Source organism: Amycolatopsis dongchuanensis, assembly GCF_039542405.1.
In the GTDB taxonomy this organism is placed as follows: domain Bacteria; phylum Actinomycetota; class Actinomycetes; order Mycobacteriales; family Pseudonocardiaceae; genus Amycolatopsis_E; species Amycolatopsis_E sacchari.
In genome coordinates, this window is sequence record NZ_BAABIB010000167.1 from 17,142 (window position 1) to 38,207 (window position 21,066).

Annotated in this window: 25 protein-coding genes; 12 read left to right on the plus strand and 13 right to left on the minus strand. The window is 71.7% G+C overall.

Annotated features, from left to right (window positions below):
- Positions 1-35: 35 nt before the first annotated feature.
- Together ABFX51_RS37500 and ABFX51_RS37505 are read right to left on the minus strand one after the other, a co-directional pair.
- Positions 36-461, minus strand: a complete 426-nt coding sequence (locus tag ABFX51_RS37500; RefSeq protein WP_091504624.1) for a DUF6401 family natural product biosynthesis protein — start codon at positions 459-461, stop codon at positions 36-38.
- Positions 462-579: 118 nt separating this feature from the next.
- Positions 580-2,973, minus strand: coding sequence for a Tex family protein (locus ABFX51_RS37505; protein WP_245782911.1), 2,394 nt, complete (start codon positions 2,971-2,973; stop codon positions 580-582).
- A 127-nt stretch (positions 2,974-3,100) separates the two neighbouring features.
- Between ABFX51_RS37505 and ABFX51_RS37510 the strand changes: the two genes are divergently transcribed.
- On the plus strand, positions 3,101-3,340 hold the full coding sequence (locus tag ABFX51_RS37510) for a hypothetical protein (RefSeq protein ID WP_091504622.1): 240 nt from the start codon (positions 3,101-3,103) through the stop codon (positions 3,338-3,340).
- A gap of 4 nt (positions 3,341-3,344) precedes the next feature.
- On the opposite strand, the gene ABFX51_RS37515 is transcribed toward ABFX51_RS37510, so the two are convergent.
- Positions 3,345-3,818, minus strand: coding sequence for a MarR family winged helix-turn-helix transcriptional regulator (locus ABFX51_RS37515; RefSeq protein ID WP_091504621.1), 474 nt, complete (start codon positions 3,816-3,818; stop codon positions 3,345-3,347).
- 84 nt (positions 3,819-3,902) lie between these two features.
- Between ABFX51_RS37515 and ABFX51_RS37520 the strand changes: the two genes are divergently transcribed.
- Together ABFX51_RS37520 and ABFX51_RS37525 are read left to right on the plus strand one after the other, a co-directional pair.
- Positions 3,903-4,544, plus strand: a complete 642-nt coding sequence (locus ABFX51_RS37520; protein ID WP_091504620.1) for an FMN-dependent NADH-azoreductase — start codon at positions 3,903-3,905, stop codon at positions 4,542-4,544.
- Between the two features lie 374 nt (positions 4,545-4,918).
- Positions 4,919-5,305, plus strand: coding sequence for a VOC family protein (locus tag ABFX51_RS37525; protein WP_091504619.1), 387 nt, complete (start codon positions 4,919-4,921; stop codon positions 5,303-5,305).
- 9 nt (positions 5,306-5,314) lie between these two features.
- On the opposite strand, the gene ABFX51_RS37530 is transcribed toward ABFX51_RS37525, so the two are convergent.
- The 6 genes from ABFX51_RS37530 to ABFX51_RS37555 form a co-directional block, all read right to left on the minus strand.
- Positions 5,315-5,959: a response regulator gene (locus tag ABFX51_RS37530; RefSeq protein WP_091504618.1), complete on the minus strand. Its 645-nt coding sequence runs from the start codon at positions 5,957-5,959 to the stop codon at positions 5,315-5,317.
- Positions 5,956-7,080 (minus strand): sensor histidine kinase, encoded by a 1,125-nt coding sequence (locus ABFX51_RS37535; protein WP_218153403.1) that lies wholly within the window; start codon positions 7,078-7,080, stop codon positions 5,956-5,958. Before ABFX51_RS37535 ends, ABFX51_RS37530 begins: the two co-directional genes overlap by 4 nt.
- 25 nt (positions 7,081-7,105) lie before the next feature.
- Positions 7,106-7,789, minus strand: coding sequence for a hypothetical protein (locus ABFX51_RS37540; protein ID WP_091504617.1), 684 nt, complete (start codon positions 7,787-7,789; stop codon positions 7,106-7,108).
- Entirely contained in the window at positions 7,786-8,691 is a 906-nt protein-coding gene (locus tag ABFX51_RS37545) for an ABC transporter ATP-binding protein (protein WP_091504616.1), read from the minus strand. The genes ABFX51_RS37540 and ABFX51_RS37545 overlap by 4 nt, the downstream gene beginning before the upstream one ends.
- Complete coding sequence (locus ABFX51_RS37550; protein WP_091504615.1) at positions 8,688-8,936, minus strand: PLD nuclease N-terminal domain-containing protein; 249 nt, start codon at positions 8,934-8,936, stop codon at positions 8,688-8,690. Before ABFX51_RS37550 ends, ABFX51_RS37545 begins: the two co-directional genes overlap by 4 nt.
- 101 nt (positions 8,937-9,037) lie before the next feature.
- Positions 9,038-9,442 carry a MarR family winged helix-turn-helix transcriptional regulator gene (locus ABFX51_RS37555; protein ID WP_091504614.1) on the minus strand — a complete coding sequence of 135 codons (405 nt, stop codon included), beginning with the start codon at positions 9,440-9,442 and terminating at the stop codon, positions 9,038-9,040.
- A gap of 59 nt (positions 9,443-9,501) precedes the next feature.
- On the opposite strand from ABFX51_RS37555, the gene ABFX51_RS37560 reads away from it, so the two are divergent.
- The 4 genes from ABFX51_RS37560 to ABFX51_RS37575 are packed head-to-tail and all read left to right on the plus strand — an operon-like array spanning position 9,502 to position 11,972.
- Positions 9,502-10,068: a non-oxidative hydroxyarylic acid decarboxylases subunit B gene (locus tag ABFX51_RS37560; protein ID WP_091504613.1), complete on the plus strand. Its 567-nt coding sequence runs from the start codon at positions 9,502-9,504 to the stop codon at positions 10,066-10,068.
- A 7-nt stretch (positions 10,069-10,075) separates the two neighbouring features.
- Positions 10,076-11,500 carry a non-oxidative hydroxyarylic acid decarboxylases subunit C gene (locus tag ABFX51_RS37565; RefSeq protein WP_091504612.1) on the plus strand — a complete coding sequence of 475 codons (1,425 nt, stop codon included), beginning with the start codon at positions 10,076-10,078 and terminating at the stop codon, positions 11,498-11,500.
- 14 nt (positions 11,501-11,514) lie between these two features.
- Positions 11,515-11,742, plus strand: a complete 228-nt coding sequence (locus tag ABFX51_RS37570) for a non-oxidative hydroxyarylic acid decarboxylases subunit D (protein WP_218153402.1) — start codon at positions 11,515-11,517, stop codon at positions 11,740-11,742.
- Entirely contained in the window at positions 11,739-11,972 is a 234-nt protein-coding gene (locus ABFX51_RS37575) for a hypothetical protein (protein ID WP_091504611.1), read from the plus strand. Before ABFX51_RS37570 ends, ABFX51_RS37575 begins: the two co-directional genes overlap by 4 nt.
- Positions 11,973-12,020: 48 nt before the next feature.
- Here ABFX51_RS37575 and ABFX51_RS37580 read toward each other — a convergent pair whose 3' ends face one another.
- The gene (locus ABFX51_RS37580; protein ID WP_091504610.1) at positions 12,021-12,569 is read right to left on the minus strand and encodes a histidine phosphatase family protein; all 549 of its coding nucleotides are present in this window, start codon (positions 12,567-12,569) and stop codon (positions 12,021-12,023) included.
- Between the two features lie 78 nt (positions 12,570-12,647).
- Between ABFX51_RS37580 and ABFX51_RS37585 the strand changes: the two genes are divergently transcribed.
- Together ABFX51_RS37585 and ABFX51_RS37590 are read left to right on the plus strand one after the other, a co-directional pair.
- On the plus strand, positions 12,648-13,400 hold the full coding sequence (locus ABFX51_RS37585; RefSeq protein ID WP_091504609.1) for an alpha/beta fold hydrolase: 753 nt from the start codon (positions 12,648-12,650) through the stop codon (positions 13,398-13,400).
- A complete protein-coding gene (locus ABFX51_RS37590) occupies positions 13,400-14,626 on the plus strand; it encodes a cytochrome P450 (RefSeq protein WP_091504608.1) in 1,227 nt (408 codons plus the stop codon). Before ABFX51_RS37585 ends, ABFX51_RS37590 begins: the two co-directional genes overlap by 1 nt.
- Here ABFX51_RS37590 and ABFX51_RS37595 read toward each other — a convergent pair.
- Entirely contained in the window at positions 14,601-15,368 is a 768-nt protein-coding gene (locus tag ABFX51_RS37595) for a LamB/YcsF family protein (protein ID WP_177228561.1), read from the minus strand. The two genes, ABFX51_RS37590 and ABFX51_RS37595, sit on opposite strands and share 26 nt — an antisense overlap.
- Positions 15,369-15,403: 35 nt before the next feature.
- Complete coding sequence (locus ABFX51_RS37600; protein ID WP_281245148.1) at positions 15,404-15,535, minus strand: hypothetical protein; 132 nt, start codon at positions 15,533-15,535, stop codon at positions 15,404-15,406.
- A gap of 58 nt (positions 15,536-15,593) precedes the next feature.
- Between ABFX51_RS37600 and ABFX51_RS37605 the strand changes: the two genes are divergently transcribed.
- Genes ABFX51_RS37605 through ABFX51_RS37615 form a run of 3 tightly spaced genes read left to right on the plus strand, consistent with a single transcriptional unit; the run spans position 15,594 to position 17,435 of the window.
- Positions 15,594-15,965, plus strand: a complete 372-nt coding sequence (locus ABFX51_RS37605; protein WP_091504606.1) for a VOC family protein — start codon at positions 15,594-15,596, stop codon at positions 15,963-15,965.
- Between the two features lie 4 nt (positions 15,966-15,969).
- On the plus strand, positions 15,970-16,305 hold the full coding sequence (locus tag ABFX51_RS37610; protein WP_091504605.1) for a MerR family transcriptional regulator: 336 nt from the start codon (positions 15,970-15,972) through the stop codon (positions 16,303-16,305).
- 35 nt (positions 16,306-16,340) lie between these two features.
- Positions 16,341-17,435, plus strand: a complete 1,095-nt coding sequence (locus ABFX51_RS37615) for a serine hydrolase domain-containing protein (protein WP_091504604.1) — start codon at positions 16,341-16,343, stop codon at positions 17,433-17,435.
- A 1-nt stretch (position 17,436) separates the two neighbouring features.
- Here the strand turns inward: ABFX51_RS37615 and cobN are convergent, their stop codons facing one another.
- Positions 17,437-20,979: a cobaltochelatase subunit CobN gene (gene cobN, locus ABFX51_RS37620; RefSeq protein WP_346056639.1), complete on the minus strand. Its 3,543-nt coding sequence runs from the start codon at positions 20,977-20,979 to the stop codon at positions 17,437-17,439.
- Positions 20,980-21,066: the final 87 nt, after the last annotated feature.

Here is a 21,066-nt window from a genome sequence, read left to right on the forward strand (position 1 = left end):
CGGAAGGGCAGTGGAGGCGGCCGTTCGGGCGAGTGTTACCGGACGCGTTTTCCGATGCCGCGGGTCCGCGGGCGCACCAACGCCGCCGCGGTCGGGCTGAGTTTCGGGCCGTGGGGTTCGGCGGCGGCGAGGCGGAAGCACGCGAGGACCCGGAACCCGGTCCACTCGGCGGCGGTCCAACCCTGCTCCCGCTCCGGCGGCACCCAGCCGTCGGCCTCCGCCTCCGACCACACGTCGTGGGCGTGCCCGGCGATGAGGACCAGCGTGCTCGCCGGGTCCTGCCTCGGGACCAGCTCCGTCTCGCAGCGGACGACCTCGGCGACGGCCGTCAGGTGCTCCTCGAAGACGCCCCACAGTGCCGGGTCGGCGGACAACGCGCGCCAGCCAGGCTCCAGCCACCCGGCGACCTCGTCGAGCCAGCGCCGGGCCGAACGGTCCGCCAGATAGTCGGCCCAGCCCATACGTCGATGATGAGCCCGCCGCCCACCCTTGCGCCACCCGGCGGGGGATTGTTCCGCCGGATGGCGTGTCACGTCGTCGGCCATGGCGACGCAGGGTGAGGGCGGCGACCCCGGTGCGTCAGCGGCCGTAGCCCGCCCGACGGAGCGCGTCGGCGAGCGCACCACCGGGAGCGGCGTCGCCGCCCTGGCGGCCCCGCTGCTGGCCACCGCCCTTGCGCTGGCCCTGACCGCCACGCTGCCCCTGACCACCACGCTGCCCCTGACCACCACGCTGGCCCTGGCCGCCGCCCTGCTGCTGCCGGGCCGGCTTCGGGCCGCCGCCGACCTCGTCGTCGAGGCGCAGCGTCAGCGAGATCCGGTTGCGGGGGATGTCGACGTCCAGCACCTTCACCTTGACGATGTCGCCGGGCTTGACCACGTCACGCGGGTCCTTGACGAAGTTCTTCGACAGCGCCGACACGTGCGCGAGCCCGTCCTGGTGCACGCCGATGTCGATGAACGCGCCGAACGCCGCCACGTTCGTCACGACACCCTCCAGCCGCATCCCCGGCTTGAGGTCGGCGATCTTCTCCACGCCCTCGGCGAACGTCGCGGTCTTGAACGCCGGACGCGGGTCGCGGCCCGGCTTCTCCAGCTCGGTCAGGATGTCGGTGACCGTGGGCAGACCGACGTTCTCGTCGACGAACTGCTCGGGCCGCACCGACTTCAGCGCGCGCTCGTTGCCCATCAGCTCACGCAGTTCCTTGCCCGTCGCGGCGAGGATGCGCTGCACCACCGGGTAGGACTCCGGGTGCACGCTGGAGGAGTCCAGCGGGTCGTCGCCGCCGCGGATCCGCAGGAAGCCGGCGCACTGCTCGAACGCCTTCGGGCCCAGCCGCGGCACCTGCTTGAGGACCTCGCGCGACCGGAACGGGCCGTGCTGGTCGCGGTGGCTCACGATGTTCTCCGCGAGCGAGGACGTGATGCCCGAAACGCGGGTCAGCAGCGGCGCGGACGCGGTGTTGACGTCCACGCCCACGGCGTTCACGCAGTCCTCGACCACGGCGTCCAGCGAACGCGACAGCGACACCTCGGACACGTCGTGCTGGTACTGCCCGACGCCGATGGACTTCGGGTCGATCTTGACCAGCTCGGCCAGCGGGTCCTGCAGGCGCCGGGCGATCGACACGGCGCCGCGCAGCGATACGTCCATGCCGGGCAGCTCCTGGGACGCGAACGCCGACGCGGAGTACACGGACGCGCCCGCCTCCGACACGACGGCCTTCGTGAGCTTCAGCTCCGGGTGCTTCTTGATCAGCTCCAGCGCGAGCTTGTCCGTCTCGCGCGAGGCGGTGCCGTTGCCGATGGCGATCAGCTCGACCTGGTGCTGCGCGGCGAGTTTCGCCAGTTTCGCGATCGACTCGTCCCAGCGGTTCGCGGGCTGGTGCGGGTAGATCGTGTCCGTGGCGACGACCTTGCCGGTCGCGTCGACGACGGCGACCTTCACGCCGGTGCGGAAGCCGGGGTCGAGGCCCATCGTCGCGCGGGTGCCCGCGGGCGCGGCCAGCAGCAGGTCACGCAGGTTCGCGGCGAACACCTTCACCGCGTCGTCCTCCGCGGCCTGCCGCAGCCGCAGCCGGAGGTCGATGCCGAGGTGCAGCAGGATCTTCGTGCGCCACGCCCAGCGAACCGTGTCCTGGAGCCACTTGTCGGCGGGACGGCCCTCGTTCGAGATGCCGAACCGCTGCGCGATGCGCTGCTCGTACTCGCTCGGCCCCACGCGGGGCTCGTCCGACGGCTCCTCGGGCTCGATCGTGAGGTCGAGGACTTCTTCCTTTTCACCGCGGAACATCGCCAGCACGCGGTGCGACGGCATCTTCGTGAAGGGCTCGGAGAAGTCGAAGTAGTCCGCGAACTTCGCGCCCTCGGTCTCCTTGCCGGGACGCACCTTCGACGCGAGGCGGCCCTGCGCCCACATCTTCTCGCGCAGCTCGCCGATCAGGTCCGCGTCCTCGCCGAAACGCTCGACCAGGATCGCCCTCGCACCGTCGAGCGCGGCCTGCGCGTCCGCGACCCCCTTCTCGGGGTCGACGAACACCGCGGCGGCGGCCTGCGGGTCGGTGGTCGGGTCGTTCAGCAGCCCGTCGGCCAGCGGCTCCAGGCCCGCCTCGCGCGCGATCTGCGCCTTGGTGCGCCGCTTCGGCTTGTAGGGCAGGTAGATGTCCTCCAGGCGCGCCTTCGTGTCCGCGAGCCGGATCCGCTCCTCCAGCTCCTCGGTCAGCTTGCCCTGGGTGCGGATCGAGTCGAGCACCGCCTCGCGCCGCTCGTCCAGCTCACGCAGGTAGCGCAGCCGCTCCTCCAGCGTGCGCAGCTGGGCGTCGTCGAGCATGCCCGTGGCTTCCTTGCGGTACCGGGCGATGAACGGCACCGTCGAGCCACCGTCGAGGAGGTCGACGGCCGCCTTGACCTGCCCCTCGCGCACGCCGAGTTCCCCGGCGATCCTCTGCTCGATCGACTGCACGACGCTCGTCACGTTCCTGATCCACTCCCTGGTCGAGATGTCCGGCCTGCATTGTGCATTCCAGCGGCGGGCCCGGTCCGTACAGGGTTGCCGAAAACCCGCCAGTAACCAAAACCCCGCCCGCCGCGACTGCCGGAGCATGGTCGAAAGGGCGGTGCGGGTGGCGGTGCACCTGAAACGGGTCACCGTCGACTCCGGTGGCTGCCCGGTGTCCCTGGCCTATCCCGGGATCCTGCTCACCGGCTACGAGGACGGGCGGCAGGTGCGGGAACGGTGGGTGCCCTTCGGGGACGACCCCTCGGAGGAGGACGACGAGCGCCTCGTCGAGGCCTTGCACCACGCTGTGCTGTGGCAGGAGCAAGGCGAGGCGTGGACGTAGCCGCTCAGCAGGAGCTGCGGTGTTCCGTGCACGGGTCTTCGACGCAGTCCCTGGTTGCCTGGCGTAGCAGGGTGTAGAGCGCCTCGCGCTGGGGGGCGTCCAGGTCGGCGAGCACCTCGTCCTCCACGGCGGCGAGTGCGAACTCCGCCTTCGCCAGGCGCTCCGCTCCCGCGCCGGTCAGCTCGACGATGTGCTTGCGGCGGTCCTGCGGGGAACGCCGCCGTTCGACGAGGGCTTCCGCCTCCAGATCGTTGAGCAGCCCGACGACGTTCGTGCCGTCCATCTCCAGCGTCCTCGCCAATGCCTGCTGGCTGCTGCCGCCGCTGTCCCGCAGCACCGTGAGCGCGACCAGGTGCCGCGGTCGCAGGCCGAGCGGGGCGAGCACGGCCTCCGCGCGCAGCCGCATGCGCCGCGACAGGTGGTCGAGCAGCGCGCCGACCCGGGGCGGCGGCTGGTTCACGACCGGGAGAGAGGCCATGACCACATGTTACGTGCTCGTGCAGCAATAGATGTGCTACTAATGGTTTGTCCAACACAAACTATCTACGAACGGTCAAACAGCATGCCTCATCTCCTGCACATCGACTCGAGCATCCAGGGCGAGGCGTCCGTGAGCCGCAGGCTGACGGCGCGCGCGGCGGCCGCCTGGCGGAAGGCGCATCCGGACGGCACGGTCACGTACCGCGACTTCGCCGCCGACCCGTTGCCGCACTTCGGTCCGGTGAACCTGGCCGCCCGGTCCCTGTCAGCCGACGAACACGCCGACGAGCACGCCGCGGCGGTCGCGGTGACCGAGGAGGCGGTGAACGACGTCAGGCGCGCCGACACGGTGCTGCTGGGGCTGCCGCTGTACAACTACGGCGCGCCGAGCAGCATCAAGGCGTGGGTGGACCACCTGATCACGCCGGGCCTGTCCTTCGACGCCGAGACCGGGAAGCCGCTCCTGGGCGGGCGGGAGTTCCTGGTGCTCGCGGCACGCGGCGGCGGTTACGGCGAGGGCACCCCGCGTGAGGGGTGGGACCACGCTTCCCCGTGGCTGCCCCACGGTCTGTCGCTGACGGGTCTCGAACCGCGGTTCATCGTGGCCGAGCTGACGCTGGCGAAGGCCAACCCGGCGATGGCGGACCTGATCCCGCTGGCGGAGGAGAGCCTGGCGGCGGCGGAACGCGAGATCGACGCCCTCTGGACGCCGGCGGTGGCCTGACGTTCAGCGCCGGGGTCGGCGCCGACGTGATGGGCACCAGCGCGGTGGCCGGGCGCGGTGCGGCACCCGGGCCGGCCCCACCGGGGCCGGGGTGGCAGCCAGTTCGGCCGCCACCCCGGCGACTGCGGCCCGCACGGCCAGGTTCGCCTCGGTGGGACGGCCATTGGCGGCCCAGTGCGGCAGCCGCGCTTCGCCCCCGCCGGTGCCGGGGTGGCAGCCACGGCTCGGCGGGGACCACGTACCGAAACCGAGACCGAGCGCTTCGGCCATCGTTCGGTGGCTCGCTCCGCGGCGCCGTATTCGGCGGTGATCGCGGCGACGAGCACTGCGCGACCCCGGCTTCGCTCGACGAGCGGCCCGCCTAGGCTGGCGCGGTGGTATCGGTCAGGAAGTTCCAGGTCACGTTCGACTGCGCGGATCCCGGGCGCGTAGCCCGGTTCTGGGGTGAGGTGCTCGGGTACACCGTGCCGCCGCTCGACGATCCGGGGCAGTCGGCCGTCTGCGTCGATCCCTCCGGCGAAGGGCCGCGGCTGTACTTCCAGCGCGTGCCCGAGGGCAAGGTCGTCAAGAACCGGGTGCACCTCTGCGTCCGCGTCGGCACCGGGCTCGTGGGCGAGGAACGCCTCGCCGCACTCGAAGCGGAGTGCGCGCGCCTGCTCCCGCTCGGCGCGGTCCGCGTGCGGCTGCTGGAGGCCGACGGCGAAGAGGAGTCGTGCATCGTCATGCAGGACGTCGAGGGCAACGAGTTCTGCCTCGACTGAGCCCCGAGGTCAGCTCAACCCGGCGTCGTGGACCAGGATCGCCACCTGCGTCCGGTTGGCCGCTTCGAGCTTGGCCATGATATGTCCGATGTGGACTTTCACGGTCGACTCGCTCAGGTTGAGCGCCCGTGCGATCTCCGCGTTGCTCAGCCCGCGTCCGATGTGGACGGCCACGTCGTGCTCCCGCGGCGTCAGCTCGGCCAGCCGTGCCTTGGCCTGCGCGCTCCCGCCCGCGGAAGCGAAGTCCGTCAGCAGCCGCTTCGTGATCTTCGGCGACAGCATCGCCTCGCCGCGGGCCGCGACCCGCACCGCCGTCACCAGCTCCCGCGGCGGGGTGTCCTTGAGGAGGAACCCGGCCGCGCCGTGGCGGAGTGCGGTGTAGACGTACTCGTCGACGTCGAACGTCGTCAGCACCACCACCGCCGGGGCCGCGGGGTGGCCGGCGAGCCGCTTGACCACCTCGAGCCCGCTCACACGGGGCATCTGGACGTCGGTGAGCACCACGTGCGGCCGGTGGCGGTCGGTCAGCTCGACCGCCCGCGTGCCGTCGGTGTCCTCCGCGACCACCGCGATGTCCCCGGCCGACTCCAGGATCATCCGGATACCGCTGCGGACGAGCTCCTCGTCCTCCAGCAGCACCACCTTGACCGTCACCGCTCCACCACCCCGACCGGGAACCGCGCCAGTACCTGGAACCGGCCGTCACCGGTCGGCCCGGTCCGCAGGTCACCGCCGGCCAGTTCGACTCGTTCGCGCATCCCGACGAGACCGTAGCCGGAGCCGGGGACGGTGCTGCCGTGCGGGGTCAGCCGGTTGGTCACCTCCACCACGAGCTGTTCCCCGGAGACATCCAGCCGGACGCCGACGGCGGCGTGCGGGGCGTGTTTCCCCGCGTTGGTGAGCGCTTCCTGCACGACCCGGTAGACAGCCCTGCCGACCTGGCCGGGCACCGCGGGCAGCGGGTCCGGCAGGGTCAGCTCGACCCGCGCCCCGGTCGCGACAACCTCGTCGACGAGGTGCTCCAGCGACGCGAGGACACCCGAGCCGGCGTCCGAGGAGGGGGCGTCGTCGCGCAGCACCCGCAGGATCCCGCGCAGTTCGTCGAGCGCGGCGACGCTGGTGGCCCTGATCGCTTCGGCCGCCTGTGCGGTTTGTTCGTCCGGCGCCTGCAGCGAAAGCCCGCCCGCCTGCAGCGCCACGGCGGTCACGCGATGGGCGACGACGTCGTGCATCTCCCGTGCGATCCGCCGCCGCTCGGCGAAGACGGCCCGGTCGGCGAGCAGCGTCCTGGTGCGCTCGGCCTCCTCCGCGCGTTCCCGCAACACGGTCAGCAGCACGGCGCGCTGGTGCATCCACAGGCCGGCCAGCGCCGGGCCGAGCACGTACAACCCGAGCGCGAGCGCGACGAAGGGGAGGCTCACCGGCTGCCGCAGCACCACCAGCAGGTACTCGGCGACCGCGGCGGTCACCACCGAAACCCCGGTCAGGACGCGCACGCCGTACCGGGCCGCGACCGAGTACTGCGCCACCATCCCCGGCAGCAGCGACACCCCGGCGGGCAGGCACGCCAGCGCGACCAGCAGCATCAGGAACGGCCACCGGCGCCGCGCCAGGAGGGCGAGCCCGGAGACGACCACCGCGGGCACGTAGAGCGCCGGATGCGGGTCACGCGGGTCGCCGCCCGCCAGCGTCACCGCGATCACGGCCGCGGCCACCGCGACGTCGAGCGCCAGCAGCACGATCCGGCCGTCCCACCAGCCCAGCCACCGCTTCACCGGGGCCAGGTTAGGCCCTGCCTGATCAACCGTCACGGCGTGCCAGTGTCCACGTCGCCGCCGCGAGCGCCACCACGACGAGCCCGGCGAACACCCCCGTCCCCGTGGCCGCGAACAACGCCGTGCCGCTGAACGGCAGCGCGGTCACCGGCACGCGGACGAGCGCGGCCAGCGCCGTTTCCGCGACCAGGGTCCATCCCGCGAACGCGCCGACCGCCAGTCCGGTGTGCCGCAGCAGCCCGCCGAGCGCCACCCCGGCGAGTCCGGAAAGGACGGTCAGGCAGAGCACCGCGCCCGCCGCCCTGCCTGCCGCCCCCGGGTCGGCAGGCAGGGCGCCCCCGCCGGTCAGCACCCCGGCGGCGGTCAGCACCACCATCAGGATCCCGCCGAACAGCCCGAGCCCGGCGGTGACCAGTGCCCGCGCGGTGACGATGCGGACCGGCGAGCGGAGGACGAGCCGAGTGGTGGTGAGGGTGCCGTGCTCGTGGTCGAGCCCGAACGCGGCGACGCCGAGCGCCGCGACCAGCAGCGCGCCCAGCCGGTCGACGACGCCGAACGCCGAGGTGAACGCGTCCAGTTCGCCGAGGTCGCGTTTGAGGCCCCAGTACAGGCCGGAGGCGAAGTGCAGCGCGCCCGCCGCCGCCAGGAGGAGCCACGTCGACCGCAGCGAGCGCGCCCGCACCCACTCGTAGGCCAGTGCGTGCTTCACGTCAGCTCACCCCGGTGCCGGACGGTGGCCGCGGTCGCGGCGAGGAAGGCGTCTTCGAGACCGCTGTGGCGCACGAACAGTTCCCGCACGCCGACCCCCGCGCGGGCGGCGACCGCGGAAACCCGCTCGGTGTCGGCGGTGCCGACGACCAGTTCGGCCGCCGCTTCCTTCCGCACGTGCAGGCCGTCGCGGGCCAGCGCCACCATCAGCACGCCGGGGTCGTCGACGCGAACGACCACTTCGGCGCGGGCGTGCCGTCGCACGAACTCCTCCAGCGGTCCCGCCGAAACGAGCCTGCCGGCGCCGATGACGACCAGGTCCTCGGCGAGCGACGTCATCTCGGCCAGCAGGTGCGACGACACCAGGATCGTGCGGCCCTCCCCGGCCAGCCCGCGCAGCAGATCGCGCAGCCACCGCATGCCCTCGGGGTCCAGTCCGGTGGCCGGTTCGTCGAGCAGCAGGTACTCCGGGTCGCCGAGCAGCGCGGTGGCCAGCCCGAGCCGCTGCCTCATGCCGAGGCTGAACCGGCCCGCGGGCCGCCGGGCCACGGATTCGAGCCCGACGGTCGCGAGGACCTCGCGCACGCGCCGGGCCGGCAGCCCGCCACCCGCGGCGACCATCCGCAGGTGCGCGGCGGCCGTCCTGGCCGGGTGCGCGGGAGCGGTGTCGGTGAGCACACCGACCGTCCGAAGTGGACCGGACACCTCCGCGTAGGTCCGGCCGCCGAACGTGGTGCGGCCGGAGCCCCTGGTGAGGCCCAGCATGAGGCGGATCGTCGTCGACTTGCCGGCGCCGTTCGGGCCGAGGAAACCGGTCACCACGCCGGGCCGCACGGTGAAGGACAGGTCCTCGACACCGGTGCCGCCGGGGTAGCGCTTGGTCAGTCCTTCCGCGACGATCATCGCCGCTCCGGCATGGAGGCGTCGCGCCGGCCGAACACGAACCACAGCAGGCTGCCGAGGAACGGCGCGCAGAAGGCGAACACCACCCACACCAGCTTCATGCCGCCGGTCAGGCGGGAGCGCAGGATGCTGACCAGCGCGGCCAGGAACAGCAGGACGAAGGCCAGCAGGAGGACCATCGACACACTGCCCACGGCCCAGCCCCAGAACTTCTCCTCACCTCGGCTCATGGCGTCCGAGTACATGAGTCCTCCTCGGGGACGTCGGTCTCTCGTGGTTCCACGATCGCCGACGGCGCCCGGTGAGCACATCCGATCTTCGGGGACTCCGGGATAGGCGGAAAGTACTAGTCCGCCAGCTTCGCCAGCAGTGCGCGCAGCCGCTCGTGCTCTTCGGCGTCGAGGCGGCTGAGCATCGAGCCGTTCACCGCGTCCGCGACCTGTTTCGCCGCGTGGAGGGCCTCGCGGCCGGCGTCGGTCAGGCGCAGGATCCGGCGGCGGCGGTCCGTGCCGACCGTGCGCGTGATCAGCCCGCGTTGCTCCATCCGCAACATCAGCCCGGCCAGCGTCGCCTTGTCGATGGCCGCCTGCTGGCCCACCGTGGCCTGGTCGACCTCCTCGCCCTCGTCGATCACGACCAGCACCGCGTACTGGGGTTTCGTCAGGTTCGGCAGCCTCGCCTGCCAGCGCGCGCCGTGCTCCTGGAGCACGCGCCGCATGAGGTGGAACACCGCTTCGTCGACCCGGGACATGCACCGATGGTAGTGTGAACACGAAAGGTTCGCATACGAACCATCGCGAGGAGGGTGCCGTGCGGTTGATCGTGGGGATGACGGGAGCGACCGGGGCGCCGCTGGGCGTGCGCCTGCTCGAAGCGCTGCACGAGCTGGCCGACGTCGAGACGCACCTGGTGCTCAGCCGCTGGGCGCGCACCACCATCGAGCTCGAAACCCCTTACCGCGCGAGGGAGGTCGCCAAGCTCGCCGACGTCGTGCACGGCTCCGGTGACCAGGCGGCCGGCATCTCGTCGGGTTCGTTCCGCACCGACGGGATGGTCGTGATCCCGTGCAGCATGAAGTCGCTGGCCGGGATCAGGGCCGGGTACGCCGACGGGCTCGTCGGGCGGGCCGCGGACGTCGTGCTCAAGGAACGCCGCAAGCTCGTGCTGGTGCCGCGGGAAACCCCGCTCAGCGAGATCCACCTGGACAACATGCTCGCGCTCGCGCGGATGGGCGTCGCGATCGTGCCGCCGATGCCCGCCTTCTACAACCACCCCGAGTCCGTGGACGACGTGCTCGACCACATCGTCGCCCGCGTGCTGGACCAGTTCGACCTGCCCGCACCACGGGCCCGTCGCTGGGCCGGCCTGCACCGATAGGAGAACCATGGCCTTCGACGATTTCCGGTCCTTTTTGGACACCCTCGACAGCGAAGGGCAGCTGCTGCGCGTCACCGAGCAGGTGGACGCCGAGCCCGATCTCGGTGCCGCCGCGAACGCCGCCGCCCGCCTCGGCGACCGCGCGCCCGCGCTGTACTTCGACAACGTCACCGGCTTCACCGACGCGCGGATCGCGTTGAACGTGCACGGTTCCTGGGCCAACCACGCGCTCGCGCTCGGCCTGCCCGCCGACATGCCGGTGAAGGACCAGGTGGCGGAGTTCATCCGCCGCTGGGAGACGTTCCCGGTCCCGCCGGAGCGGCGGGAAAACCCGCCGTGGGCGGAGAACACCCTGGAAGGCGACGACGTCGACCTGTTCGAGGTGCTGCCGCTGTTCCGGCTCAACGACGGGGACGGTGGTTTCTACCTCGACAAGGCCGCGGTGATCTCGCGTGATCCCGAGGACCCCGAGCACTTCGGCAAGCAGAACGTCGGCGTGTACCGGATGGAGGTCAAGGGCCGCGCGAAGCTGGGCCTGCAGCCGGTGCCGATGCACGACATCGCGCTGCACCTGGCGAAGGCCGAGGAGGTGGGTGAGGACCTGCCGGTCGCGATCGCGCTGGGCAACGACCCGGTGATGACGATCGTCGCGAGCACCCCGATGGCCTACGACCAGAGCGAGTACGAGATGGCCGGCGCGCTGCGGGGCGCGCCCGCGCCGATCGCGACCGCGCCGTTGACGGGGCTCGACGTGCCGTGGGGCGCGGAGGTCGTGCTGGAGGGCGTGATCGAGGGGCGCAAGCGCGAGATCGAGGGCCCGTTCGGCGAGTTCACCGGGCACTACTCGGGTGGCCGCAGCATGACCGTGGTGCGGATCGACCGGATTTCCTTCCGCGGCAATCCCATCTTCGAGTCGCTGTACCTCGGCATGCCGTGGACGGAGGTCGACTACCTCATCGGCGCGAGCACGTGCGTGCCGGTGTACCAGCAGCTCAAGCGCGAGTTCCCCGAGGTGCAGGCGGTCAACGCGATGTACACGCACGGGCTGCTCGCGATCGTCTCGACGAAGAAGCGCTACGGCGGGTTCGCGAAGGCCGTCGGGATGCGGGCGATGACGACGCCGCACGGACTCGGTTACCTCAAGATGGTGATCATGGTGGACGAGGACGTGGACCCGTTCAACCTGCCGCAGGTCATGTGGGCACTGTCCACAAAGGTCAACGCGGCGGGCGACATCGTCAACATCCCCAACCTGCCCGTGGTCGAGCTGGATCCCGGCTCGCAGCCGGCGGGCATCACGAACAAGCTGATCATCGACGCGACCACCCCGGTCGCCCCCGACAACCGCGGCCACTACAGCCAGCCGGTGCGTGACCTGCCCGAGGCGGGCGCGTGGCTGGCCAAGCTGCAGGGCATGCTCGCCAACCGGTAAGGAGAATTTCGCTGATGTGTCCCCGTTGTGGTCACGAGGCCCTGGAGAAGCTGGCGGATTCGCCGGTGCCCGGTGTGTGGGAGGTGCACCAGTGTCGGCTGTGCCTGTACACGTGGCGCACCACGGAACCCGCGCGCCGCACGCGGCGTGAGCTGTACCCGGCGGAGTTCCGCATGACGCGGGCCGATCTCGACAACGCGCCCGAGGTCCCGGCGATCCCGCCGCTGCGAGCCGCCCGGTGAGCGACACGCTGATGTGGGAGGTCCGCGCGGTGCCCGGCCGGCGGGAGGAGCTGCTGCGCTGGGTCGAGGCGACGGTGCGGCGGGAAGCCGACATCTACCTCGGCGGGGAGGACCGGATCGTCGTCATCGCCCGCGGCGTGGAGCGGCTGCCGGACCCGCCGGCGGAGCTGCTCGCGCGGCCCGTGCACCAGTGGCCGTTCCGGCACCATCGGCGGGTGCCGGGCGTTTAGCCGGGCGGGCCGGTGGCTTGGGTTTGGGTGCGTCACCGGCCCGCCTTTTCACCTCCGGAGGTGGCCGCTGTCGTTGAACACGAGCAGCGACGGCGGCCGGTCCGGGCGGTAGCGGATGACCGTGAGGGCGCAGTTGTCCTGGTTCAGGCCCAGCCAACGGCCCGGAGGGGCGTCGAGCGCGTGGCAGACGAACCACGCCGCGAGGAAGTTGTGCGTGACGACCAGCTCGTGCCGCTCCTCGGCCGTCGGCACGGCGAACCGCGCGATCGCGGCGGCCGCCAGGCGCGCGCCGGACGCGAGCTCCGCGGGGGAGAACTGCCGGACGAACTCCGCGTACACCGGCGGCAGCTCGTCCGGGACGGGCGGCGGGTAGTCGCCGAGTTCCCCGGCCTCCACGACCGGCACGCCCGGCAGCTCCGCCGCCAGCAGCCGCGCCGTCCGTACCGCGCGCGGCAGCGGGCTGTGGGAAACCGCCGCGAGCGGCACCTCCCGCAGCCGCCGCCCGAGCAGCGCCGCCTGCCGCCGTCCGGTCTCGCTCAGCTCGCCTTCGTCGATCGCTTCGCCGTGCCGCGCCACGTACAGCAAGTGGTCCGCCATCCCCGGGAGCCTGCCAGAACCGGTGCGGATCGGCGGGTGTTGTGCCAAGCTCGGACTTGGCTCGAGGAGGAGGCGCGCGTGACCAGCAACGTTGTCGGTACCGGCGGGCACATCGTGTTCGTCCTGCACGGGTGGTTCGGGTCCGGCGGGGCGTGGGGCAACCTGATCCCGCACCTGGACGCCGAGCGGTTCACCTACGTCTTCCCCGACTACCGCGGCTACGGCTCGCGGCGGGACGAGCCCGGCGAGCACACCATCGCCGAGGCCGCCGCCGACGTGCTCGCCCTCGCGGACCAGCGCGGCGCCGAGCGGTTCTCCCTCGTCGGGCACTCGATGGGCGGCAGCGTCATGCAGTGGGTCTACGCCGACGCCCCCGAGCGCGTCCGCGCGCTGGTCGGCGTTTCGCCCGTGCCCGCGAGCGGCGTGCCCTTCGACGACGAGACGTGGCAGCTGTTCTCCGGCGCGCCGGGCGACTCCGCGAAACGCCGCACGATCATCGACTTCACCACCGGCGGCCGCCACCCCGACGCGTGGCTCGACGGGATGGTCCTGCACTCCGAGGAGAACTCCGACCGCGAAGCCTTCGCCGACTACCTGGAAGCCTGGGCGCACACCGACTTCTCCGAGCGCATCATCGGCGCCGAGGTGCCGATCAAGGTGTTCGTCGGCGAGCACGACCCCGCGCTGGGCGAGCAGACGATGCTCACCACGTTCGCCCAGTGGTACCCCAAGCTGGAGCTGGAGGTGCTGCCCGACGCCGGGCACTACGCGGCCGACGAGGTGCCGGTGACACTCGCCAACGCGATCGAAGTCTTCCTGGACCAGCACTGATGACGCGCGCGGACGTCTTCGACCCGAGGGTGTTCGCACGCGGCCTGCCCCACGAGGAGTTCCGCCGCCTCCGCGAAACCGAACCCGTGTGCTGGCAGGACGAACCCGAGGTGCTGGGCTGGCCCGCGGGGCCCGGTTTCTGGGCTGTGACCCGCTACGCCGACGTCCGGCACGTCCTGCGCACCCCCGAGATCTACTCGTCCTGGCTCGGCGCGACACAGATCCGCGACCCCGAGCCGGACGACCTCGCGTTCATCCGCCGCATGATCCTCAACATGGACCCGCCGGAGCACAACCGGTTGCGGCGCATCGTTTCCGCGGTGTTCACGCGCCGCAGACTGGAACGCCTCGCCGACCAGATCGCCGAGCGCGCCAGGAAACTCCTCGCCGGCGTCGACGGCCGGTGTGACCTGCCCGTCGACGTCACCGACGACTTCCCGCTGCTCAACCTCTCCGACCTGCTCGGCGTGCCGGCCGAGGACCGCGGTCTGCTCCTCAAGTGGACGAACCGCGTCATCGGCTACCAGGACCCCGAACACGCCGAGATCGTGCGTGACGAGCAGGGGAAGCCGATCAACCCGCGCTCACCGGCGATGCTCGCCGACATGTTCGCCTACGCCCGGCAACTCGCCGAGGAGAAGCGCGCCCGGCCCGCCGACGACCTGATGACCGCGCTTGTCCAGGCCGAAGTGGACGGTCGCGCGCTCGACGACGCCGAGCTGCAGATGTTCTTCTTCCTGCTGGTGATCGCGGGCAACGACACCGTCCGCAGCGCACTGCCCGGCGGCGTGCTCGCGCTCGTCGAGCACCCGGAGGAGTACCGGCGGCTGCGCGCCGATCCCGCCCTGCTGCCCAGCGCCGTCGAGGAGATGCTGCGCTGGCACCCGCCCGTGCTCACGTTCCGCCGCACCGCCGCCCGCGACGCGGAACTGGGCGGGCAGCGCATCAGCGAGGGCGACAAAGTGGTGGTGTACTTCGCGTCTGCGCACTTCGACGAGCGCGCTTTCCCCGATCCGTACCGCTTCGACGTCTCCCGCGAGCCCAACGACCACCTCGCGTTCGGGCAGGGGCCGCACCTGTGCCTCGGCGCGCACTTCGGCAGGCTTCAGCTGCGGCTGTTCTTCCGCGAGTTCCTGCGGTTGCCCGAGGCGCGGCTCGACGGGCCGGTGCGGCACCTGACGTCGAACTTCATCAACGGGATCACGCACCTGCCGTTGTGCTGGTGAACGGGCGCAACTCCACGCCCTCCCGCACGAGCGCGTCCCGCACGCCGCGCGCGATCTCGACGGCACCGGGCGTGTCGCCGTGCACGCACACCGAGTCCGGCTCGACCTCGACGACGCTGCCGTCGATCGCGGTCACCGTGCCCTCGGTGGCCATCCGCACGACGCGCCGCACGACCTCCTCCGCGTCGTGCACGACCGCGCCGGGCCGACGGCGTGAAACGAGCGTCCCTTCGGGGGTGTACGCGCGGTCGGCGAAGGCCTCCCGGACGGTGCGCAGCCCCGCGTTTTCGGCCTGGCGAAGCCATTCCGAGCCCGGCAGGCCCAGCACGGGCAAGGACGCGTCGTAACTGCGCACCGCCTCCACGACGGCCGCGGCCTGCTCGGCGTGGTGGACGATCGCGTTGTACAGCGCACCGTGCGGCTTCACGTAGCTCACACGCGTCCCCGCGACGCGGGCGAACCCGTCGAGCGCGGCGATCTGGTAGATCACGTCGTTGACCAGCTCGGCGGGGTCGACGTCGATGAACCGGCGGCCGAACCCGGCGAGGTCGCGGTAAGCCACCTGCGCCCCGACCGCGATGCCCCGCTCGGCGGCCCGCGTCGTGACCCGGCGCAGCACGCTGGGGTCGCCCGCGTGGAAGCCGCACGCGACGTTCGCGCTGGTCACGATGTCCAGCAGCGCGTCGTCGTGGGTGAGGGGCCAGATGCCGAAGCCCTCGCCGAGGTCACTGTTCAGGTCGATCAACTCGCGTCCCCTTCGTGTGTGGTCGTGCTGCCTCAGGATCGTCCTGAGTCTCGCGCGTCCTTCCGGCGCGTGAGGAAGACGGACGGGTCGTCGGCCCGCCAGAGCCCCTCCAGCGGGCCGACGACGAAGTCCTGACCGGCCTTCTTGATGTCGTAGTTGTCCACTCGCGTCCCCTCCGTGTTCGCCCGGTGTCCGAGCCTAATTCGTCCTACCCTCGATCACGTGACGCGACTCAAGCTGACCTCCACCGTCCTGGGCACGCCGGATCCGCACGGGCTGGCGGTCTTCTACCAGGAGCTGCTCGGCTGGCCGATCCGCACGGACGAGCCCGAGTGGGTCACCCTGCGGCCCGAGGACGGCAGCGCCGGCCTGTCCTTCCAGCTCGAAACCGAGCACACGCCGCCGGTGTGGCCCGCCGGCCGCGAGGACCAGCAGATGCAGCTGCACCTCGACATCGAGGTCGACGACCTGCCCGCCGCCGTCGCGCTGGCCACCGGCGCCGGGGCGACCGTGGCGGAGTTCCAGCCGCAGGACGACGTGCGCGTGTGCTTCGACCCGGCGGGGCACCCGTTCTGCCTGTGGATGCGGGGTTGACCCCGTGCGGATCGGTGAGGTGACGGCCCGCACCGGGGTGCCGCGACGCCTGCTGCGCTACTACGAGGAGCAGGAACTGATCGTCCCCGGGCGCGACGCGAACGGCTACCGCGTCTACTGCGAGGAGGGCCTCGCGCGCATCCGGCAGATCCGCGAGCTGGTGGACGCCGGGCTGCCCACGCGGCTCATCCGCAAAGCCATGCCCCACCTCGGTGGGCCGGTTTGCCCGGAGCTGGTGGCCGCGCTGCGGCGTCGTGCCGAGACGCTCGGGGCGCGCATCGGAGAGCTGACCGAGCGGCGCGACGCGGTGCTGAGGTACCTCGACGAAATCGGTGCTTGACCTTCACACCGGTGTGAGGCCCCGAAGCTGGGGTCATGACACATGACTTCACCGAGGTGCGGGCCGCGCTCGAACGCAATCTCGGCACCGGCGAGGAACTGGGCGCCTCGATCTTCGTGGACGTCGGCGGCGAGCCCGTCGTGGACCTCTGGGGCGGATACCAGGACCCGGCGAGGACGCGACCGTGGGAAGCCGACACGATCGTCAACGTCTGGTCCATCACGAAGCTCGTCACCGCCGTGTCGGTGCTCGTCCTCGCCGACCGGGGGCTGCTGGATCTCGACGCCCCCGTGGCGGCGTACTGGCCGGAGTTCGCGGCCAACGGCAAGCAGGACATCCCCGTCCGTGCCATCCTCGGGCACACTTCCGGCGTGTCCGGACTGGACCAGCCCGCGACGCTGACCGACCTGTACGACGCGGAGAAGGCCGCCGCCAGGATGGCGGCACAGGCACCGTGGTGGGAGCCCGGCAGCGCGTCGGGTTACCACCTGTTCAGCCAGGGGCACCTGCTCGGCGAACTCGTCCGGCGGGTCACCGGGAAGACGCTCGGGCAGTTCGTCGCCGAGGAGGTCGCCGGGCCGCTCGGCGCGGACTTCCAGCTCGGCGTCCGCCGCGAGGACTGGCCGCGCGTCGCGGAGATCGTGCCACCACCACCGTCCGCATTGGACGGTCTCGACCCGGAAAGTCCGGCCGCACGCACATTCGCGGGACCCGCCGTGGCCGCCGAGGAGGCGAACAGCACGGAGTGGCGGACGGCGGAGATCGGTGCGGCCAACGGGCACGGCAACGCGCGCTCGGTCGCGCGGATCCTGTCGGCGATCCCGCACCTGCTCACCCCGGCGACCGTCGACCGCATCTTCGAGGAGCAGTCCAACGGGATCGACCTCGTCAACGGCCTGCACCTCCGGTGGGGCATGGGTTTCGCGCTCAGCGACCCGAGGACGCTGCCCGAGGTGCCACCCGGCCGCGTCGCATACTGGGGCGGCTGGGGCGGTTCGATGGCGATCCTCGACCTGGACCGGCGGGTGACCATCGCGTACGTGATGAACAGGATGGCGCCGGGCATCCTCGGGTCGCGGCGGAGCCGGGAGTACGTGGAGGCGGTGTACCGCGCGTTGGGCGCCTCCTGACCTACTCGCCCTCCAGGTCGCCCTCCGTGCGGAGGTAGACCTCGCGCAGCTGGTCCAGCAGAGCCGGGTCCGGCTCGGCCCACAGGCCGCGGTCCGCGGCCTCCGTGAGGCGCTCGATGATGCCCCGCAGCGCCCACGGGTTGGACTTCGCCAGGAACTCCTGGTTCTGCTGGTCCAGCACGTACGACTCGGACAGCTTCTCGTACATCCAGTCCTGCACCACGCCCGCCGTGGCGTCGAATCCGAAAAGGTAGTCCACCGTCGCCGCGAGTTCGAACGCGCCCTTGTAGCCGTGCTTGCGCATCGCGGCGAGCCAGCGCGGGTTGACCACCCTCGCGCGGAACACGCGGGCCGTCTCCTCGTGCAGTGAGCGCGTGCGCACCGCGTCCGGCGAGGTCGAGTCACCGATGTACGACGCCGGCGCCTGCCCGGTGAGCGCACGGGTGAACGCGATCATCCCGCCGTGGTACTGGAAGTAGTCGTCCGAGTCGGCGATGTCGTGCTCACGCGTGTCGGTGTTCTTCGCCGCCACCACGATCCGCCGGTACGAGTTTTCCATGTCCTCCCGCGCGGGTTTGCCGTCCAGCTCGCGGCCGTACGCGTACCCGCCCCACGTCGCGTACACCTCGGCCAGGTCGGCGTCGTCGCGCCAGTTCCCGGAGTCCATCAACGGCAGCAGGCCCGCCCCGTACGCGCCCGGCTTGGAGCCGAAGATCCTCGTGGTGGCACGGCGTTCGTCGCCATGAGCGTCCACATCGGACAGGTAGTGGGCGCGGACGTAGTTCTGCTCAACGGGTTCGTCCAACGTGGCCACGAGTCGCACCGCGTCGTCCATCAGGTCGATCACGTGGGGGAAGGCGTCGCGGAAGAAGCCGCTGATCCGCACGGTCACGTCGATGCGCGGGCGGCCCAGCTCGGCCAGCGGGATCGGCTCCAGGCCGGTGACCCGCCGCGAAGCCTCGTCCCACACCGGCTGCACGCCCAGCAACGCCAGCACCTCGGCCGCGTCGTCACCCGACGTGCGCATTGCGGACGTGCCCCACACCGAGAGACCCACCGACCGCGGCCAGTCGCCGGTGTCCTCGCGGTATCGCCGCAACAGTGAATCGGCCAGCGCCTGCCCCGTCTCCCATGCCAATCGACTCGGGATCGCCTTCGGGTCGACTGTGTAGAAGTTCCGGCCCGTCGGCAGCACGTTCACCAAGCCGCGCAAGGGAGAACCGCTCGGCCCGGCCGGGATGTAGCCGCCGTCGAGCGCGTGCAGCACCGCGTCGATCTCACCCGTGGTGCCCGCCAGGCGCGGCACGATCTCCGTCGCGGCGAAGCGCAGCACCGACGCGACCGGCTCCTCGGCGGTGATCGCGTCCACCGACCAGTTCGCGGCCTCCAGCTCCTCCACGAGCGCGCGCGCCGTCGCCTCGACCGCGTCCACATCGGACAGTGGGGCGTCCTCCTTGAGGCCCAGCGCGGAACGCAGGCCCGGCACGGCACCGGCCTTCCCGCCCCACATCTGCTGCGCCCGCAGCATCGCCAGCACGAGGTTCACCCGCGCCTCACCGGTCGGCGCCTCACCCAGGACGTGCAGGCCGTCACGGATCTGCGCGTCCTTCACCTCGCACAGCCAGCCGTCGATGTGCAGCAGGAAGTCGTCGAACTCCGCGTCGTGCGGACGTTCGGCCACGCCGAGGTCGTGGTCGAGCTTCGCGGCCTGGATCAGCGTCCAGATCTGCGCGCGGATCGCGGGCAGCTTCGCCGGGTCCATCGCGGCGATGTTCGCGTGCTCGTCGAGCAGCTGCTCCAGGCGCGCGAGGTCGCCGTAGCTCTCGGCGCGCGCCATGGGCGGGATGAGGTGGTCGACGATCGTGGCGTGCGCCCGGCGCTTGGCCTGCGCACCCTCGCCGGGATCGTTGATGAGGAACGGGTAGATCAGCGGCAGGTTGCCCAGCACGGCATCCGGAGCGCAGGACGCCGACAGGCCCGCCGTCTTGCCTGGCAGCCACTCCAGCGAACCGTGCTTGCCCAGGTGCACCACCGCGTGCGCGCCGAACTCCTCCTCCAGCCAGCGGTACGCGGCGAGGTAGTGGTGGCTCGGCGGGAGGTCGGGGTTGTGGTAGATGGCGACGGGGTTCTCGCCGAACCCGCGTGGCGGCTGGATCATCAGCACCACGTTGCCAGCCTGCAGCGAGGCCAGCACGATGTCGCCGTTGTCGACGTACAACGAACCGGGCGGCGGACCCCAGTGCTGCTCCATCGCGGCGCGCAGCTCCTCGGGCAGCTGCGCGAACCACTCGCGGTAGCGCGCGGCGGGCACGCGGATCGGGTTGCCCGCCAGCTGCTCCTCCGTGAGCCACTCCGGGTCCTGCCCGCCCGCGGCGATCAGCGCGTGGATCAGCTCGTCACCGTCACCGGACTCGACGCCGGGGAACGGCTCCGGACCGAGGTCGTAACCCTGTTCGACCATGCGGCGCAACAACTTCACCGCGGACGCGGGGGTGTCGAGGCCGACGGCGTTGCCCACCCGCGAGTGCTTCGTCGGGTACGCGGACAGCATCAGCGCGATGCGCCGTTCGGTCGGCGGGGTGTGCCGCAGGCGCGCGTGGGCCAGCGCGATGCGGGCTACGCGGGCGGCGCGCTCGGCGTCCGGCACGTAGTGCGGCAGCCCGTCGGAGTCGAGTTCCTTGAAGGAGAACGGAACCGCGATGAGCCGGCCGTCGAACTCCGGGACCGCCATCTGGTTCCCGGCGTCCAAAGGGGACAGTCCCTCGTCGTTGGCGGCCCACGTCTCGCGGTCGCTGGTGAGGCACAGCGCCTGGAGCATCGGCACGTCGAGCGCGGCCAGCTCGGAGACGTCCCACGCCTCGTCGTCGCCACCGGCACCGGCCTCGGACGGCCGCGTGCCACCCGCCGCCAGGACGGTGACCAGCAGCGCGTCGGCCTTCGCCAGCTCCGCCATCAGCTCCGGCTCACGCGAGCGCAGCGACGCGCAGTGGATCGGCAGCGCCTGGCCGCCCGCGTCCTCCACGGCGCGGGACAGCGCCTCGACGAACGCGGTGTTCCCGGACAGGTGGTGCGCGCGGTAGTACAGGATCGCGACGACCGGGCCCTCGGTGCGGCGGCGCTCGCGGTCGAGCACACCCCACATCGGCTGCGGGGCGGGCGGCTCGAAGCCGTCACCGGTGAGCAGCAGCGTGTCGGACAGGAACCGGTGCAGCTGGGTCAGGTTCTCCGGACCGCCCTGCGCGAGGTACGCGTGCGCCTCGGTGGCGATGCCCGCCGGGACGGTCGACAGCTCCATCAGCTCCGCGTCCGGCGTCTGCTCCCCGCCGAGCACCACGACGTGCGCCCCGCTCGCGCGCACCGTGTCCAGCCCCTCCTGCCACGTCCGCGCCGAGCCCAGGATCCGGACGACGACGATGGGCACGCCGTCGAGCAGCGCGGGCAGCTCGGACAGGTCGAGCCGGGCCGGGTTCGCCAGCCGGTACTCGGCCGTGCTCGCCCTGGCACTGAGCAGGTCGGTGTCCGAAGTGGACAGCAGCAGGATCACGCTGGGCCTCCTTTGGTCACCCCTCACTCTAAGGGATGTCTCGTAACCCGGTGGGCGGCTGGCCGGTCCGGTAGTTGATCATGTTGT